The sequence below is a fragment of the Arthrobacter sp. ISL-85 genome, assembly GCF_018613675.1.
Taxonomy (GTDB): Bacteria; Actinomycetota; Actinomycetes; order Actinomycetales; family Micrococcaceae; genus Arthrobacter.
Window position 1 is genome coordinate 142,223 of the sequence record NZ_JAGGPQ010000026.1, and the last position, 16,760, is coordinate 158,982.

Annotated in this window: 13 protein-coding genes; 2 read left to right on the plus strand and 11 right to left on the minus strand. The window is 67.2% G+C overall.

The window, feature by feature from the left end; all coding sequences use genetic code 11:
* Positions 1-4: 4 nt before the first annotated feature.
* The 11 genes from J7I84_RS19415 to J7I84_RS19465 all read right to left on the minus strand — a co-directional run bounded on the left by J7I84_RS19415 (position 5) and on the right by J7I84_RS19465 (position 15,149).
* Positions 5-1,603 (minus strand): ABC transporter ATP-binding protein, encoded by a 1,599-nt coding sequence (locus J7I84_RS19415; RefSeq protein WP_214946146.1) that lies wholly within the window; start codon positions 1,601-1,603, stop codon positions 5-7.
* A complete protein-coding gene (locus tag J7I84_RS19420; protein WP_214946147.1) occupies positions 1,596-2,378 on the minus strand; it encodes an energy-coupling factor transporter transmembrane protein EcfT in 783 nt (260 codons plus the stop codon). The genes J7I84_RS19415 and J7I84_RS19420 overlap by 8 nt, the downstream gene beginning before the upstream one ends.
* Before the next feature lie 10 nt (positions 2,379-2,388).
* Positions 2,389-3,282, minus strand: a complete 894-nt coding sequence (locus J7I84_RS19425; protein WP_214946148.1) for an ECF transporter S component — start codon at positions 3,280-3,282, stop codon at positions 2,389-2,391.
* A 186-nt stretch (positions 3,283-3,468) separates the two neighbouring features.
* Positions 3,469-4,494 (minus strand): nucleoside hydrolase, encoded by a 1,026-nt coding sequence (locus J7I84_RS19430; protein WP_214946149.1) that lies wholly within the window; start codon positions 4,492-4,494, stop codon positions 3,469-3,471.
* Between the two features lie 6 nt (positions 4,495-4,500).
* Positions 4,501-5,478, minus strand: a complete 978-nt coding sequence (locus J7I84_RS19435) for an aldo/keto reductase (protein ID WP_214946150.1) — start codon at positions 5,476-5,478, stop codon at positions 4,501-4,503.
* Positions 5,479-5,487: 9 nt separating this feature from the next.
* On the minus strand, positions 5,488-6,048 hold the full coding sequence (locus J7I84_RS19440; protein WP_214946151.1) for a hypothetical protein: 561 nt from the start codon (positions 6,046-6,048) through the stop codon (positions 5,488-5,490).
* Positions 6,045-6,665, minus strand: coding sequence for a DUF402 domain-containing protein (locus J7I84_RS19445; RefSeq protein WP_214946152.1), 621 nt, complete (start codon positions 6,663-6,665; stop codon positions 6,045-6,047). The genes J7I84_RS19440 and J7I84_RS19445 overlap by 4 nt, the downstream gene beginning before the upstream one ends.
* Positions 6,662-8,635, minus strand: coding sequence for a 1-deoxy-D-xylulose-5-phosphate synthase (gene dxs / locus J7I84_RS19450; protein WP_214946153.1), 1,974 nt, complete (start codon positions 8,633-8,635; stop codon positions 6,662-6,664). The genes J7I84_RS19445 and dxs overlap by 4 nt, the downstream gene beginning before the upstream one ends.
* Positions 8,636-8,776: 141 nt before the next feature.
* On the minus strand, positions 8,777-11,602 hold the full coding sequence (locus tag J7I84_RS19455) for an aconitate hydratase (RefSeq protein WP_214946154.1): 2,826 nt from the start codon (positions 11,600-11,602) through the stop codon (positions 8,777-8,779).
* Between the two features lie 167 nt (positions 11,603-11,769).
* The gene (locus J7I84_RS19460; RefSeq protein ID WP_311381172.1) at positions 11,770-13,131 is read right to left on the minus strand and encodes a TRAM domain-containing protein; all 1,362 of its coding nucleotides are present in this window, start codon (positions 13,129-13,131) and stop codon (positions 11,770-11,772) included.
* Positions 13,132-13,172: 41 nt separating this feature from the next.
* A complete protein-coding gene (locus J7I84_RS19465) occupies positions 13,173-15,149 on the minus strand; it encodes an APC family permease (protein WP_214946156.1) in 1,977 nt (658 codons plus the stop codon).
* A 118-nt stretch (positions 15,150-15,267) separates the two neighbouring features.
* Between J7I84_RS19465 and J7I84_RS19470 the strand changes: the two genes are divergently transcribed.
* Complete coding sequence (locus J7I84_RS19470; RefSeq protein WP_214946157.1) at positions 15,268-15,942, plus strand: TrkA family potassium uptake protein; 675 nt, start codon at positions 15,268-15,270, stop codon at positions 15,940-15,942.
* Positions 15,939-16,697 (plus strand): NAD-binding protein, encoded by a 759-nt coding sequence (locus J7I84_RS19475; RefSeq protein WP_214946158.1) that lies wholly within the window; start codon positions 15,939-15,941, stop codon positions 16,695-16,697. Before J7I84_RS19470 ends, J7I84_RS19475 begins: the two co-directional genes overlap by 4 nt.
* Positions 16,698-16,760 lie beyond the last annotated feature (63 nt).

A 16,760-nucleotide genomic window follows, 5' to 3' on the forward strand; every position in this document is an offset into this window, starting at 1 on the left:
GCGGTCAGTACCCTGGCGGCCGGTGCGCCGGCAGCAGCCGGCCGCCGTCGAGCGCCAGGATGCGGTGCGCCGCCGCACGTGCATAGCCCAACTCATGGGTGACCAGCACGACGGCGGCGCCCGCCTCCGCTGCCGAGCGTACGGCGGCGTCAAGCAGGGCCAGCCCGTCCCCGTCCAGCGCCACGGTAGGTTCATCCAGCGCCAGGACGGCGGGCCTGCGCGCCAGGACGGTGGCCAGGGCCAGCAGGCGCTGGGCGGACGCCGGCAGCTCAGCGGGATGCTCCGGGGCTGCATCCGCCAGGCCGACAGCCTTCAGCGCCGCGCCGGCGCGCGCCACCGCCACGTCCGCTCCCACCAGGCGGTCCAGCCCGAACATCACCTCCCGGAGCACAGTCCGTTCGAACAGCTGGTCACGGGGCTGCTGGAAGAGCAGGCCCACGGATGCCGCGGTCTTTCCCACTGGAACACCTCCGATGTCGGCGCCATGCACCAGGACGGTCCCCGCACTGGGGCGCAGCAGGCCGTTAAAGTGCCGCAGGAGCGTTGACTTCCCTGCCCCGTTGGGCCCGGTGACGGCCACGATCTCCCCCGGATAAACCGCCAGGTGGACATCCTGCAGTACCATTTCCCGGCGGTCGGGCACCGGCTCCTGCCTTCGACGCCTGCGGCGGCTTACGGGCGCTTTCGGGTATCCAAAGGACACCCCCCGAAGCTCCAGCGCAGGGCCTGCCGGCAGTTCCCCCGGTTGGCGACTCGAGGCCCGGAGCACGGGCGTCGTAGCGGCTTCCAGGCCGTCAAGGCGCCGAATGGCCGGCGGCAGCAGCCCGGAACCGGGCCCCATTGCGGCGGGAGGCCCGCTGGCGGTGAGCCTGCCGTCCTTCAGCACGAACCACGTACCGGCTTCCAGCAGGAGCGGGCTAACTGTCTGGCTGAGGATTACGACGGCGGTCCCCCGCTTTATGAGATCCCGGACCAGGGCGGCAAGCTCGTTGGCTCCTGCCGCATCCAGGGACGCGAAGGGTTCGTCCATGACCAGCACCGGGGGCCCGGGGATGACTGCACAGCCGATGGCCAACCGCCGCAACTGGCCACCGGAGAGCCGGGCAGGGTCCTGGTCCAGCTGGCTGCCAAGTCCCAGCAGCCGTGCGGTGCGCTCCACGGCGGCTTTCATGCTGCCGCGTTCCATGCCGGCATTTTCCAGGCCGAACGCGAGTTCCTCGGCCACCGTGGACCGGACAGTCGACAGGACTGCGGCAGGGTCCTGCGGCACGAACCCCACCTGCCGGCCCCACTGGGCGGGATCGATCCGGGGATCCCCCGCGCCGCCGTCGAACTCCAGCCGTGTACCGGACAGCTGCAGGAATCCTGCGAGCGTTCCGTGGCCGCCCGGTGGCAGCCAACCGGCCAGCAGGCACCCCAGGGTGGATTTGCCGCTTCCGGATGCGCCCAGGATGGCCGTGAAGGAGCCCGGCGCCACGGTAACGGCCACATCATGCAGCACGGGGGCATGCCCGTCGTGGAAAGTGAAGTCCCGGATGCCGGCAGCCAGGACGGGCCTGTTGACGGGGACGGCGCGGCCGGCAGCCGCGGTGCATTCAGGCACCGGGCGCCACCACCCGCAGAACCACCGCGGCCAGGGCCGCGAGCATCAGGACTGTCCGCACTGTCCGCTGAAGCCGGGAATCAGCCACCTCCCGGTAGCTGGTCCGCGGCCCGGGGTTGCTCAGTCCACGCGCCTCCAGGGCAGCAGCGCGGGTACCGGCATCCTCGATCAGGGACAGGACCAGTGGTACTGCCTGGAGCCGGAATGCCCCGATCCTGGCTAACAGGCTCCGCGAGACCACCAGGCCGCGCGCTTCCTGGGCCTGCCGGATCCGCCGCGCCCGGTCCGCGATGGCCGGCAGCAGGGTCAGGGTGGACGCCAGCACGAAAGCGAACCTGCCCTGGACGCCGCGGGCGGACAGCGCCGCCACGAGGTCCGGGATGCTGACGCTGAACGAGAAAAGCAGCAGGGCCAGGACCACGGCGGCCAGCTGCACTATGCGCTGCCCGGCGAAGTCCAGGCCCTCTGCGGTGACCCGGGCAGGTCCCCACTCGGCGAGGACAGTCCGGCCCTCGGGAAAGAACAGCCCGTGCAGGACCAGCAGCGACAGGCCAAACGGGATCAGGACCGCTGCGGCCGCCGGCAGCACGCGCCCGGCTGTGCCGCCTGCAGCGGAGAGGCCAAGGCAGGCGGCAACCACGGCGAGGGACAGTGCCCAGCTGCCGGCCGCCGTCGTGATTACCGCCGTGGCTGCGGCAGCCGCCAGCAGGGTCAGCGGATTAAGCCGTTCCCGCCTGGCCGGTGCTGGGGCGGCGCCTGCCGGGGATGCCGTCACGGTGCCCGGGTCAGCCGTTCAGCGTTGAATCGCTGGCTGAACCCGAAGCAGTACCGTGTGCCTTATCCTTCACTGGGGCGTCCGCACGGGTCCCGATGGGCTGGCTGTTGCCGGCGAGCACGCGGTGGCGCCGGAGGAAGGGGAACTGCTGGCGCGCCCGGCGGGGCAGCGCGTAGACCAGGACGGCAACGATGGTGAACACGATGGCCTTGTCCATGGGGTCGGAGATCAGGGCCTGCTTGGTGATGGCGGCCAGGAGGGTGTCCCCCATGGCCCGGAAAGCACTGACGATTGCGCCGGTGGCCACGCCCGAGGTTCCGCCGAAGACAAAGGCAGCCACAGGGGCCGACACCACGCCGGCGATGATCCCGGTGACGAAGCCGGCGACGGGAGCAAGGTAGAAACGGCGGAAGAGGCCGTAGCGCGCTGCGAGCCCTGCCAGGCAGCCGATGAGCGCGGCGCCTGCAGCGAACGGCAGCACGGTGGGGTTGAAGAAGGACCAGACAACGCTGCTGAGGGCGCCGGTAGCGGCGCCGGCAGCCGGACCTGCCAGGACGGCGATCATCACCGTGCCGATCGCGTCGAGGTAGAAGGGAACCAGGGTGCTGCCCACAAACTGGCCAAGCACGATGTTCAGGACCAGCGCCACCGGGATCAGCACCAGTGTGGACGCCGGGAGGGTGGGCAGCACGGCGACGATCAGCAGGATGGCCCCTGCCAGGAAGCCGGTGAGGGCGATCAGGGCCGATGCGCTGCCCGGACCTCCTGTGATGTCCGCCGGCTGGTTGAGGACCAGGTAGACGTACGTGGCGGCGATGGCCAGGGCGCCGAGGATCTCCAGCAGCCGCCGGCGGCGGGCCGCGGGGCGTTCCTGGGAGGGAAGCGTCAAAGAGGGCGATGACATGGGGACTGTTCCTTAGGGATGCAGGCAGTGGCCCGGCAGTACCGGGCCGGTGTGTGGCTGCCTATGTCACCTCGGCAGCAGCCGGCGGCAACTGCGCCGGGCCGGTCCGGAGCCCATTCTACCGGCCATCCTCCGGTACCGTCCCCTGCAGGTTGTTCCTGCCGCGCAAGCCGCGGATCCTGGGCCCTACCCCGTCTTCCGGGCCAGGCGTCCGACGGCGGACACCAGCTCGCGGAACGCCTGCCCGGGGTTGTTGCCGGACACGATCCGGGCGTTCGGAGGTGCGCCCCAGAGTCCCCGGAAGTCTGCCACGGTTGTTCCCATCAGGAGCGGCGAGTCCGTTTCGACATCCACGGTGGCCGGACGTGCCGTGTACTCGAGCGTCCCGGCGGCCACCCCGGCGGCGAAGAAGTCGTGGACGTGCGCCAGGTAGCCCTGGTCATAGTGCCGGTGGAACTCGAAATAGAAGCGCAAGGCGTCCGAAAGATGCCTGATGAGGGTGTTGTCGGAGGTACTGCGGCGGCCCTCGGCGTCTTCCGGGAGCACCAACTCCGGAACCGCGGCGCCCGCGGCCTCGGCCAAAGCCTTGATGTGGGCCGGGTGCAGTTCCATGCGTTCGGTGGTGTCCAGGGAGCACACAATGGGCAGTCTGTCCGCATGCCTTCCCCGGTAGGCGGCGTAGACCTCCTTGGCCGCGTGCGGATCCACGTGCGTGTTCCATTCGGCGGTGGGGGTGGTGTTGCCCTGGTGGTAGAAGGCACCGCCCATGATCACCATCTTCGCCAGGAGGTCCGGGAGGTCCGGTTCCTGCCGCAGTGCAAGGGCGAAGTTGGTCAGCGGCGCTGTGATGAGCGCGGTCAGCTCCCCCGGCCTGGCCCTGGCATGTTCGATCCAGAGGTCCACCGCGTTCCGCGGGCTGAGGCGGCCTGCTGGTTCAGGCAGCAACGCGTAGCCGATTCCCTGCGGCCCGTGGGTCTCCGGGGTGGTCAGCAGCGGAATGGACAGGGGCTTCCGGGCACCCACGGCCACCTGGACGCCCGGGCGGCCGCACAGTTCCAGCAGTGCCAAGGTGTTGCGGGCCACCTGGTCGGCGTCCACGTTGCCCGGTGTCGCCGTGACCGCCACGAACTCGGTGTCCGGCAGGGCGGCGAGATAGGCAATGGCCAGGGCGTCGTCGATGCCGGTATCGACGTCCAGGAGGTAGGCGGGCACGGCTGCCTAGAAGAGCGCGACCTTGGGCACGGCGGGGAAGATCGCGTCCAGGGCGGCAAGGTCTTCCCGCGTGGGCACCCAGTTCGCTGCTTCCGCGTTCTGCCGGACCTGTTCGGGGCGGGTGGCGCCGGCGATGACGCTGGCCACCGAGGGCTGGGCGGCGAGCCAGGAGAATGCCACCTCGATCTCCGTCAGGCCGCGTTCCTTGGCGAAGGCGCTGTACCTGCCCAGCTGGTCCCAGTCGGCGTCGTCCACCAAGTTGGTGCGGGTGTGGCTGAGCCGGGACCCTTCCGGAGCGTGGCCCGGCGAGTACTTGCCCGTCAGCAGGCCGTTGGCCAGCGGGAAGTACGGCAGGACGCCCAGGCCGAACTCCTCGGCCGCCGGGGTCACCTCAAGCTCGGCGCGCCGGTCCAGCAGGTTGTAGTGGTTCTGCGAGGAAATGAACCGGGCCGTCCCCAGTTCGCGGGCCACGTACTCCGCCTGGGCGATCTGCCAGCCGGACCGGTTGGAGTGGCCGATGTAGCGGACCTTGCCGCTGCTGACCAGGGTGTCCAGCGCTGCCAGGGTCTCGTCGATGGGCGTCAGCGGGTCCGGGGTGTGGAACTGGTACAGGTCGATCCAATCCGTACCGAGCCGCCGCAGCGAGGCTTCCACCGCCTGGATGATGTAGCGCCGTGATCCGCGGGCACCGAAGTCCGGACCGTTGGCACCCTTGGTGTCCATGCCGAACTTGGTGGCAAGGACCACCTCTCCACGACGGCCGCCCAAGGCCTTGCCGAGCATGGTTTCGCTGAGTCCCGGTTCCCTGCCGTAATTGTCTGCCACGTCGAACAGTGTGATGCCGGCATCGATTGCGGCGTTGACGACCGCGTCCGTGGCCTCCTGCGACTCCGTGGCGGTGTTGGCACGGCCAAGGTTGTTGCAGCCCAGGCCTACGGCGGACACTGTCAGGCCTGATTTTCCAACGCGGCGGTAACTGGTCACGGACGTCTCCTAGAGGCTGAAGCTGCTGGCGGGCTTGGCGGAATGCTTGAGTTTGTAATGGTCCGGGTCGCTGTACGCGGCAGCCCCGATGCTGAGCTTGGTGAAGTCAAGTTCCTCGCCGCGGGCGCACACCTTGATGGCGTTGACTGCCTTGTTCACGTCCGGGCACAGGCAGAAGATGTTGAGCTTGTAATCGGTGAATTGGGACCGCTCCACCGTGCCCAGGCCGCGCCACGCCAAGTGGCTGATGAGGGCGTCCTTGGCCTTCTGCTCAAGGTAGCGGTCGCGTTCAGTGCCTTCCCTGGTCTTGAGGGCGAACTGCGCCACCACCCAGAACTGCTCCTCCACAGGGATCTCGGCGTATCCGTCCTCCGCGCACTGTGCCGCAAAGGCGTCCAGAAGGCCGTCCGCGGCGCCGGCATCGGGGACGTCCGTCTCCTCGGTCTTGCTCTGGTGTCCCACGGCACCGAAGTTCATGACGAACTGCGAATACTCCTCGTCGAACCAGGCTTCCCTGAAGTGGAGGGTGCCCTCATCGTCGCGCTTGTAGACCCTGACAATGCCGCTCATGTAATGCGTCCTTTGGTAAACCATTCAACGTCGGTGCCGTCGAAAGGCGCGTGCTGCGCCTTCACGGCGTGGTAGAGCCCGTCTGCGGCGGACTGGATGTCCTCGATCAGACGGTGTGGGTAATGCATGGAGACGCTGTGCTCCGCGAACTCGTCCTGGTCGTCGATGAAGACGCCGCGGTCCGCGGTGCGGATAACGTCGAGGTCCATGTCGATGGCATGGAACTCGGTCACGGCGGGGCGGATGTGCGTCCACTCGTGACCCACCGCGAGGTCGATGTACACCCGCACTCCGCCGGGATGGGCGGAGTCGTAGAACGTGGCCACCCAGTCACCTTGGCGCGGCACCAGCAGGACAGCGTCCGATCGGGTGTAGAAGGCCGCACCGGGTCGGGAACAGAACTCGTTGGTGCCCTGGAAGATCCACCACCCGTGCTGGTCCTCGCCCAGGTACCGCCCGGGCACCACCCAGTGGGCCTTGCCGTTCCATTTCCGGTTCCGGGAGACCACCAGCTGGCCCGGCTGCAGTCCGTTGGGAACGCGCGTGGTGGTGGTGTGCAGGACCGGTCCGGACTCCCCCGCAGGCCCCGGGTACTTCAGTTCATCCTCGTCCTTCACAGAATCGGAAGGCTGCCGGTGGTGGGGTGCTGCTGCCCGGGCAGGGGCCGCGCGAAGGGAACCTTTGTTCCGAGGACCTGCGCTACGACGTCGTGCGTGATCTGCTGGGCGGTCAGCCCAACGCGCTCCAGCACCTGGCTGCGGGTGCCGTGGTCAAGGAACTCCACCGGCAGGCCAACTTCATTCAGGGCAGTGTCGACGCCAGCGGCACGCATTTCCTGGCGGATGCGCGAGCCGACGCCGCCCGCACGGACGCCGTCTTCGATGCAAACCACCAGGCGGTGGTGCGAGGCCAGCGCAATGATGGACCGGCGGACCGGGAGGACCCAGCGCGGGTCCACCACCGTGGTGCTGATACCCTGCGCACCGAGCCGGTTGGAAACGTCCAGGGCCAGTTCGGCCATGGCACCGACGCTGATGATCAGCACGTCGTTTTCCGTCGAGCCTGACGGCCGGCGGGCCAGGATGTCCACACCGTCGTTCAGCCGTTCCAGTGCATCGACTGCCGGACCAACGGATCCCTTGGAGAAGCGGACAACGCTGGGCGCATCACTGATGGCCACGGCCTCGCGCAGTTCCTCGCGGAGCCGGGTGGCGTCGCGGGGGGCGGCCAGGTGTAGGCCGGGGACGATCTGGACCATGGCCATGTCCCACATGCCGTGGTGGCTGGCGCCGTCAGGGCCGGTGACGCCGGCGCGGTCAAGGACGATGGTGACGCCGGCCTTGTGGAGGGCGACATCCATAAGCAACTGGTCGAACGCCCGGTTCAGGAACGTAGCGTAGACGGCAACGACGGGGTGCAGGCCGCCGAAGGCCATGCCCGCGGCGGCGGTCAGCGCATGCTGCTCGGCGATGCCGACGTCGATGACACGCTTGGGGTGCTTGGCGGCGAACTTGTGCAGGCCCACCGGGATGAGCATGGCGCCGGTGATTCCCACGATATCGTCGCGCTCATCGGCGATGGCGGCGATCTCGTCCGCGAACACGGAGGTCCAGGACGGTGCGCCGCCGGTGCCGGTGGGCTCGCCGGTTTCAGGATCGATAATGCCCACGGCATGGAACTGGTCGGCCTCATGGGCGCGGGCCGGAGCGTAGCCGTGGCCCTTTTCCGTCATGGCGTGGACGATCACGGGGCCGCCGTAGTTCCTGGCGGTGGAGAGTGCGTGCTCCATGGCCTGGAGGTCATGGCCGTCCACCGGGCCGATGTACTTCATGCCGAGGTCCTCGAACATGCCCTGCGGCGCCCACCAGTCCTTGATGCCCTTTTTCATGGCATGCAGGCTCTTGTATGTGAACTGGCCCGCGGGGCCGCCGTTCTGCAGCTTCTTCTTCCACCAGTCAAGGGCGCCCTCGTAGGCGGGGGCGGCGCGGAAGGAATCGATGGTGGGACGCAGTGAGGCAAGGTAGTCGGCGAATCCGCCCACTGTGCGCGCGTAGGACCGGCCGTTGTCATTGACCACGATGACCACGCGGCGCTTCTTGTCCGCTGCGATGTTGTTAATGGCCTCCCACGCCATGCCGCCGGTGAGGGCACCGTCACCCACAATGGCCACCACGTGCCGGTCGCCTTCGCCCGTGAGTTGGCGGGCCCGGGAAATTCCGTCGGCCCAGGACAGGGACGACGACGCGTGGGAGCTCTCCACGATGTCGTGTTCGGACTCTGCCCGGGCGGGGTAGCCGGAAAGGCCGCCTTCCTGGCGGAGAGTGCTGAAGTCCTGGCGCCCGGTGAGGAGTTTGTGGACGTAGGACTGGTGGCCTGTGTCGAAGACGATGCTGTCACGGGGAGATTCGAAGATGCGGTGCACGGCCAGCGTCAGTTCCACGACGCCGAGGTTGGGTCCGAGGTGGCCGCCCGTCTGGGAGACGTTCGTGATCAGGAAGTCCCTGATCTCCGAGGCCAGCTGTTCCAGCTGTTCATCGGTCAACTCGTTCAGGTCCTGCGGATTCCGGATGGTGTCCAAGATTCCCAATGACCCCTCCTTCGGGTGGTAGACGTGCCGTTTAACTCTAACGCCTCGCCTCAAAAGCAAAGCTCACTTGCAAAGCCGAAGCCCCGGCTGGTCGGTGACCGGCCGGGGCTTCGGGTGGATGGTGCCTGCTTGGCAGTTCCGCTAGTTCGCGGAGATCTGGCGCAGCACGTACTGCAGGATGCCGCCGTTGCGGTAGTAGTCCGCTTCACCCGGGGTATCGATGCGCAGGACGGCGTCGAAGGACTTCGAGGAGCCGTCCTCGGCGGTGGCGGTGACCTTCAGGGTCTTGGGCGTGGTGCCCTCGTTGAGGGCGGTGACGCCCTCCACCGAGAAGGTTTCCGTACCGGTCAGGCCCAGGGTGGCAGCGTTCTCGCCGGCCGGGTACTGCAGGGGCAGGACGCCCATGCCGATGAGGTTGGAGCGGTGGATGCGCTCGTAGCTCTCGGCGATGACGGCCTTGACGCCCAGGAGGGCGGTACCCTTGGCAGCCCAGTCACGGGACGAACCGGAACCGTACTCCTTGCCCGCCAGGACCACCAGCGGCGTGCCGGCTGCCTGGTAGTTCTGCGCGGCGTCGTAGACGTATGCCTGCGGGCCGTCAGCCTGGGTGAAGTCGCGGGTGAAGCCACCCTCAACGCCGTCCAGGAGCTGGTTCTTGATGCGGATGTTCGCGAACGTGCCGCGGATCATCACTTCGTGGTTGCCACGGCGGGAGCCGTAGGAGTTGAAGTCCTTGCGCTCCACGCCGTTGGCCAGCAGGTACTGGCCGGCCGGGGTGTCGGACTTGAAGGAACCGGCCGGGGAGATGTGGTCGGTGGTGACCGAGTCGCCAAGCTTCAGGAGCACGCGTGCGCCCGAAATGTCCGTGACGGGCTCCGGCTGGGCCTGCATGCCTTCGAAGTACGGGGGCTTCCGGACGTAGGTTGACTTTTCATCCCAGGCGAAGGTGTCGCCGGCCGGGGTGTCGAGTGCCTTCCAGCGGTCGTCGCCCTCGAACACGCCCTCGTAGCCGCGGGCGAACATGTCCTTGTCGATCGAGGAATCGATGACCTGCTGGACCTCGGCCGGGTTCGGCCAGATGTCCTTCAGGAAGACGTCGTTGCCGGCCTCGTCCTTGCCCAGGGCGTCGGTTTCGAAGTCGAAGTCCATGGTTCCGGCCAGGGCGTAGGCGATGACCAGCGGCGGGGATGCCAGGTAGTTCATCTTCACGTCCGGGTTGATCCGGCCTTCGAAGTTGCGGTTGCCGGACAGGACGGCGGTCACCGACAGGTCGTTGGCCTGGATGGCCTCGGAGATTTCGGTGTCCAGCGGGCCGGAGTTGCCGATGCAGGTGGCGCAGCCGTAGCCAACGATGTAGAAGCCGAGCTTCTCCAGGTACGGCGTCAGGCCCGACTTCTCGTAGTAGTCGGTAACGACCTTGGAACCCGGGGCCACGGAGGTCTTGACCCACGGCTTCGACGTCAGGCCCTTGTCCACGGCGTTGCGGGCCAGCAGTGCGGCAGCCAGCATCACGGAGGGGTTGGACGTGTTGGTGCAGGACGTGATCGAGGCGATGGCAACGGCGCCGTGGTCCAGTTCGAACTCGCGGCCGTCTTCGGCGGTGACCTTGACGGCGTTGGAAATCCGGCCGGCCGCACCGTGGGCTGCCGAGTAAACCGGCGGCTCGCGGTCGGTGTCCGTCACGTGCGTGTCCGACTGGGTGAACGAGGGCGGGTCCGAGGCCGGGAAGGTCTCCTCCAGCGACTCGTCCAGGGTGCCGGCGTCGGCGTTGTGCTTGACGTAGTTAAGCAGGTCGTGGCGGAACTCGTCCTTGGCCTCAGTGAGCACGATGCGGTCCTGGGGACGCTTCGGGCCGGAGATCGACGGAACAACCGTGGACAGGTCCAGCTCGAGGTACTCGGAGAACTTGATCTCGTGGGACGGGTCGTGCCAGAGGCCCTGTTCCTTGGCGTAGGCCTCAACCAGGGCGACGTTCTCCTCGGACCGGCCGGTCAGGCGCAGGTATTCGATGGTGACGTCGTCGATCGGGAACATCGCTGCCGTGGAGCCGAACTCCGGGCTCATGTTGCCGATGGTGGCGCGGTTGGCCAGCGGCACAGCCGCGACGCCTTCGCCGTAGAACTCCACGAACTTGCCCACCACGCCGTGCTTGCGCAGCAGTTCGGTGATGGTCAGGACAACGTCGGTGGCGGTGGCGCCGGCCGGGATGGACCCGGTCAGCTTGAAGCCCACGACGCGCGGGATCAGCATGGAGACGGGCTGGCCAAGCATGGCTGCCTCGGCTTCGATGCCGCCGACGCCCCAGCCGAGCACGCCCAGGCCGTTGACCATGGTGGTGTGCGAGTCGGTGCCGACGCAGGTGTCCGGGTAGGCCCGGAGAGCGCCGTCGACTTCGCGGGTCATCACTGTGCGGGCCAGGTATTCGATGTTGACCTGGTGCACGATGCCGGTTCCGGGCGGGACAACCTTGAAGTCGTCAAACGCGGTCTGGCCCCACCGCAGGAACTGGTAACGCTCGCCGTTGCGCTGGTATTCGATCTCCATGTTGCGCTCCAGTGCGCCGGAGTTGCCGAAGGCGTCGATCTGCACGGAGTGGTCAATGACCATTTCCGCCGGCGCCAGCGGGTTGACCCGCTTGGGGTCGCCGCCGAGGTCCTTGACGGCCTCGCGCATGGTGGCAAGGTCCACGACGCAGGGCACGCCGGTGAAGTCCTGCATGATCACGCGCGCCGGGGTGAACTGTATTTCTGTATCGGGTTCCGCGTTGGGATCCCACCCTGCCAGGGCGCGGACGTGATCGGCAGTGATGTTCGCGCCGTCCTCGGTCCTCAGCAGGTTTTCAAGCAATACCTTGAGGCTGAACGGAAGGTTTTCTGCACCTTCAACGGAGTTCAACCGGAAAATTTCGTACTCGGTTCCGGCTACATTAAGTTTGCCTTTTGAACCGAAGCTGTCCACAGTGCTCATCGCAGGACTCCTCTCGCAACAGTTTTCATCTTTGTCGCGCGGTTGACCGCCTGCTAGTTAGGAAGCCCTAAGTAGTTTCAGGGCCCGAAAATTTGCACACGGCCGGCCGAGAATTCGGGCGCGACGTGGGACTACTACGGCCATCGTAGTCGAAAACCGTTGCGGCATCATGGAGCGGGAGCCAGCAGTGCCACCGTCTCGACGTGGTGGGTGTGGGGGTACAGGTCGAAGGTCCGCAGCCCGGCGAGCTCCCACCCGGAGCGGCGGAAGTAACCCAGGTCACGGGCGAACGACGCCGGATCGCAGGACACATAGGCAATGGCTCGGGGTCGGGACGCGATGAGTTGGCCGACGACGGCTTTCCCGGCTCCGGCACGGGGCGGATCGAGGACCAAGGCGTCGAAATTCCGTGGCTTCTGGCGCAGGACACGCTCCACACGCCCCTGGACCACCTCCACCTGTGGTGCGGAATGCAGGTTCTTCCGCGCATCGCGGCTGGTCCCGGGCGCCCCTTCCACCGAGAGCACGGCGCCCGTCTCCCCCACGGCGTCGGCCAGTACGGCGGTAAAGAGCCCGGCCCCCGCGTAGAGATCGGCAACCACCGCACCGGGGCCGAGGAAGTCCCCCTGCCGCAGGAATTCTGTGACGGCCGCCACAAGCGTCCCGGGCGCGTCGCGGTGGATCTGCCAGAAGCCCTCGCCGGAGACCCGGTATTCGTGTCCGGCGGCGGATTCCTGCACCCACGTGCGGCCCCGGAGCTGGGTCACGGCGCCGGTGAGCGGATCGAAGGCGGCAACGGAAGTGTCCTCCGGCAGTTCCGCAGCGATGGCCCGGAGGCGCTTGTCCTTGGTGCCGGGCGCGGGGGCCAGGAGCACCAAGGGACGGGAGCCGTTGGCCGGAGCGGCCACCTCAACCCGCTCGATGCCCTGCAGGTCCAGATCCCATAGGCGCAGGGCGTTGATGACTTCGCTTGCCAAGGGCATCTCCCGCACCGCAACGATGTGGTTGGAGCGGTGGGCGTGCATCCCCAGCTTGCCGCCGGCGGTGACCGAAAAACTCGCCCGCGTGCGCCACCCCAGGCCGCTGCCGGCGTCGTCCTTCTCCCCCACTGCTTCCACGCTGCCGGTCCACGCGGACGGCAACTGGTCGAGCCCGGCAAGGCGGGTGAGTTGCTCGGCGACGACCTCCGCTTTCAGGTCACGCTGCCGGGCCAGGGTTATATGCCCGAACTCGGCACCGCCCACCGGCGGGTGCCCGTGGCTCCAGGCCCGCGGGGAATCGGCCGCACGCCAGAAGTGCTCCACCCGGTCCGGGGACGATTCCAGCACCTCAATCACATCCGCGCGCCAGAACTTGGCCCCGTCCGCGGCGTCGGTCAGCCTCACGCGGACCTTCTCACCGGGAATGGCGTGCCGGACAAAGACCACCCGGCCCTCGTGGCGCGCCACGCAATGCCCGCCGTGGGCCACCGGTCCGACGTCGAGCACGGCCTCTTCGCCGGTGTGCCCGGCCTGGTCCTCTCCAGCCACGGCAGTGTCTGATGACTTCGTAGCGGCGGAAGTTCTGGCGGTCACTGGACGTCCTGGAGGTTCTTTGCTTCTTCGGATGATTTGAGCTGCCAGGGAACGCTGGCCACCATGACGCCCGGCTCGAAGTGGAGCCGGGTCTTGATGCGGAGGGCGGTCTGGTTGTGCACCAATTGCTCCCACCACTTGCCCACGACGTATTCCGGGATATAGACCACGATGAGGTCCCGCGGTGAGTCCAGGCGCATTTGCTTGACGTAGTCCATGATGGGCGTGACCGTCTCCCGGTACGGGCTCGCGAGGACGGTCAGCGGAACCGGAATCTCGAGCTTTTCCCAGTCCGCGATGGTGTGCGCCGTCTCCTCCGGGTCGATGTCCACCGTGATGGCGTCCAGCCGGGAAGGCCGGGACGCGCGTGCATACGCCAGCGCCCGCAGGACGGGTTTGCGGACGTGCGACACCAGCAGGACGGCGTGGACCCGGGTGGGGAGGGCACGCGGCGAGGAGTCCTCGCCCACTGCGAGCTCCTTGGCCACGTTGTCGTAGTGGGACCGGATGCTCCACATGATCAGGAAGAGGATGAACATGGCCAGGAGGGCGATCCAGGCGCCCTGCTGGAACTTGGTGATGAGCACGATCACCAGCACCAGGCCGGTCATGCCGAAACCGATGGTGTTAATGGTGCGGGACTTGATCATCCGGCGCCGGACAGCCTTGTCCTTGGCGAGTTTCAGTTCGCGGCCCCAGTGCCGGATCATGCCCAGCTGGCTCAGGGTGAAGGAGATGAAGACTCCCACGATGTAGAGCTGGATGAGCTTGGTCACATCAGCGTCGAACGAAATGATGAGGATCAGGGCGCCCGCCGCGAGGGCCAGCACGCCGTTGCTGAAGGCGAGCCGGTCGCCGCGGGTGCGGAGCTGGCGGGGCAGGTAGCCGTCCTGGGCAAGGATGGAACCCAGGACCGGGAAGCCGTTGAAGGCCGTGTTGGACGCGAACACCAGGATGACGCCGGTGGCGGCCACCACTATGTAGAAGGGGATGCTGCCCGTACCGAAGATGGTCTGGGCAATCTGGCTGATGGCGGGGTTTTGGATGTAGCCCTCCGGCAGCGGCTTCCCGTTCAGCAGGAATTCCTTGGCCGGGTCCAGCACGATGTGGACTTTGGTGGCATTGGCCAGATAGATGATGCCCGCCAGCATGGCGGCGCCGATCACGCCCAGGAGCAACAGGGTGGTGGCGGCATTCCTGCTCTTGGGGTGCCGGAAGTTGGGAACGCCGTTGCTGATGGCTTCCACGCCGGTGAGGGCTGCTGCCCCCGAGGAGAAGGCCCGAAGCAGCAGGAAGGCGCCGGTCAGGCCCACCAGTCCCTGGTCGAAGCCCTCCGCCGGGACGATGGTGAAGGCGGCCGACGGCGCCTGCCCCAACTGCCCGGTGGCGGCCTGGAACATGCCCACCGCGGTCATGCCCAGGATGGAGGCCATGAAGATGTAGGTGGGGACAGCGAAGACACTGCCCGCTTCCTTGATGCCGCGCAGGTTCACCAGCGCAAGGATAACGACGCCGATGGTGGCGATGACGGCCTGCTGGCCGTGCAGCGAGGGTATAGCCGTGGTGAGGTACGCCGCTGCCGAGGACATGGACACCGCAACGGTCAGGACGTAGTCCACCAGGAGGGCCGCCGCCACCGTCAGGCCGGCGTACTTGCCCAGGTTCTCGTTGGCGATCTCGTAGTCGCCGCCGCCTGACGGGTACGCGTGCACGTTTTGCCGGTAGGAGGCCACCACTGTCAGCAGCACCACCATCACGGCGAGGCCCACCAGCGGCGAGATCGCGACGGCACTGACGCCGGCGAGGGCGAGGGTCAGCAGGATCTCATCCGGGGCGTAGGCCACGGACGACAACGCATCGGACGCGAAGATGGGAAGGGCGATTTTCTTGGGAAGCAGGGTATGGGCCAGACGGTCATTCCTGAAGGGCCTGCCCACCAGCACGCGTTTGACGGCGTTCAGTATTGTCAACACCCCACAAAGCTAGTCTGATTCGCGGACGATGTCATGACGGGCCCCGGCCCGGCCTATCACGGGCCATGCCGGTAGAGTTCTTGCTGCACGATCCTGACATAAATACAGAGGAGATACGGTGGCGCATTTCGTGATCATGGGATGTGGCCGGGTGGGGGCAACGCTGGCGCACACGCTGGAGGATGCCGGGCATTCCGTGGCCATCATCGACCAGGACGACCGCGCGTTCCGCCGGCTCCGCCAGGGCTTTACCGGCAGGAAAGTCACTGGCGTGGGCTTTGACCGTGACACCCTCAAGCAGGCAGGAGTGGGCGAGGCCTACGCCTTCGCGGCGGTCTCCAGCGGTGACAACTCGAACATCCTGGCCACCCGGGTTGCCCGCGAAACGTTCCACGTCCCGCATGTCGTCGCCAGGATCTATGACCCGGGACGCGCCGAGATCTATCAGCGCCTGGGCATTCCCACGGTGGCCGCCGTCCGCTGGAGCGCTGACCAGGTGCTGCGCCGCATCCTGCCCGAACAGCATCTGGCGGGCGATTTCCGTGAGCCCTCCGGGCGGCTGGTCCTGGCTGAACTGGATCTCGACGCGGCCTGGATTGGTCACCGGATCAGCAGCATTGAAAAGGCCGCCGAAGTCCGCGTGGCCTACGTCACCCGTTTTGGCGAAGGGCTGCTGCCTGATGCAGGAACGGCGTACCAGGACGGCGACACCGTGCACGCCATGCTGCAGGTGGACCGCAGCGCCCAGATCGCCCAGATCCTCGCCAAAGCCCCCGCCAAGGAGTATCAGTGAAAGTCGTTATCGTCGGTGCCGGCAGCGTCGGGTCGTCCATCGCCAGGGAATTGCTGGCGCATAAGCACGAGATCCTCCTCATCGACCTCAAACCCGAAGTAATCGGGCGCAGCGGGCTGCGGGGCGCCCACTGGCTTGTGGGCGACGCCTGCGAACTCTCCACGCTGCAGGGCGCGAAAGTGGAGGATGCCGACGTCGTGGTCTCCGCTACGGGCGACGACAAAGTCAACCTGGTGGTATCCCTGCTGGCGAAGACCGAGTTCGGTGTTGGCCGCACCGTGGGCCGGGTGAACAACCCCAAGAACGACTGGATGTTCAATGACTCCTGGGGGGTTGATGTGGCTGTCAATACCCCCCAGCTGATGACCGCCCTCGTGGAGGAGGCGGTGGAGATCGGCGACCTGGTGCGGCTGCTGACGCTGCAGACAGGGGTGGCGTCCCTGGTGGAATTCACCGTGCCCCACGATTCCCACGTCATCGGCATGACCGTGGGAGACATCCACTGGCCCGAGGATGCCACCCTGGTGGCGATCCTGCGGGACCAGGCGCCGATCACACCCAGCCGGGACGACGTCATCGACGGCGGCGACGAACTCTTCTTCGTGACCACTATTGCCGCTGAGGACCGGCTGCGGGAACTGCTCTCCTCCGCCCCGGGCAGCATCGACACCGGGGAAGAGCCGGAAGGCAACGGCCAGCCGGCAACAGCGGGCGGCCACGGCCATGCTTTGGACGACGACGGCTTCGACGGCTAGCTTCGTCGCGGCGCCCGGGCCTCGGCTGCCCAGGTGTACTGAGTACAGCTGATATGTAGATTC

Bases quoted from the DNA above. Each gene is read 5' to 3' on its own strand.
- J7I84_RS19455 (WP_214946154.1), bottom strand. From the start codon at position 11,602: ATGAGCACTGTGGACAGCTTCGGTTCAAAAGGCAAACTTAATGTAGCC.
- J7I84_RS19440 (WP_214946151.1), bottom strand. From the start codon at position 6,048: ATGAGCGGCATTGTCAGGGTCTACAAGCGCGACGATGAGGGCACCCTC.
- J7I84_RS19425 (WP_214946148.1), bottom strand. From the start codon at position 3,282: ATGTCATCGCCCTCTTTGACGCTTCCCTCCCAGGAACGCCCCGCGGCC.